Origin of the sequence: Mesorhizobium sp. M4A.F.Ca.ET.090.04.2.1 (assembly GCF_003999085.1) — a bacterium.
In the GTDB taxonomy this organism is placed as follows: Bacteria; Pseudomonadota; Alphaproteobacteria; order Rhizobiales; family Rhizobiaceae; genus Mesorhizobium.
In genome coordinates this window covers 1-926 of sequence record NZ_RZOT01000936.1, presented here as the reverse complement: position 1 = coordinate 926, position 926 = coordinate 1, and the positions used below count along the sequence as shown (strand labels likewise).

Annotated in this window: 1 protein-coding gene; it reads left to right on the top strand. The window is 66.4% G+C overall.

The features are described from left to right. On the top strand, positions 1-575 hold a 575-nt coding region (locus EN781_RS33300; protein WP_127400766.1), incomplete at its 5' end, for a response regulator. Between the last annotated feature and the right edge of the window lie 351 nt (positions 576-926).

The following is a 926-nucleotide window of genomic DNA, read 5'->3' as shown; positions in this document are numbered from 1 at the left end:
CCACCAAGCCGATCGGCGTCGGCACAGGCATCGGCCTGTCGATCTCGAAGTCGATCATCGAGCGGCACAACGGCAACATCTGGTTCGAGGAGGTGCAGCCGCACGGCGCGCGTTTCGTGGTCCAGCTGCCGGCGATCACTGCCGGCGCGGCCGCTGGCAGCGAAGGACCGGCGCGCTCAAGCGGCCTGCGCCACGCGCTGATCATCGACGACGAGCCCGATGTCGCCGGCTCGCTCTCCGACATACTGGAGCTGATGGGCGTCAAGTCGCGCGTCGTGCCGGCGTGGACGTCGGCGGCGGCGATCCTCAGCGGCCAGATGCCGCCCGACATCGTCTTTTCCGATTTGCGCATGCCCGGCACCAGCGGCATCGCAATCTATCGCGAGTTGCTCGCCGAACGGCCGGCGCTGGCGCAGCGCTTCGTGCTGGTCACCGGCGACCTGATCGGCGCCAAGGCCGAGATCGAGGCGCTGCCGCCGCATCAGCGGCCGCAGATCCTGGAAAAGCCGTTCAGCACGCTGGACGTGCGCGGCGTGCTTTCGGCCATCGCCGAGCAGGCTGCCGTGGAGAGCTGACATCCAGCCGTTCAAAGATACTGGAGCAAGCGCAGGAACTCGCCGTTAGCAGGCCGGCCTCACCTGAATATCGACAGACCGAAAAAAAGAGGCTCCCAACCGACGATGCGGTGGGAGCCTGACTTGAGCGCAGGAGGAGCGCTCTGGGGAGGTCAAAGCGTGATCGCGAAGCGGGGAACTGTTTCGCGGATCACGTTCGACAAGTCAGAAGACGTTCGGCGTGCTGGTCAGCGGCGCGGCATTGGCGATCATGCGCACCGCGCGTTCCCTATGCTTGCCGGACTGCTCGGCAATGGCGCGCAGACAGTCCGCGCTCTCGGCGCCCCAAGCCTGGCCCTTGCAGGCGAAATC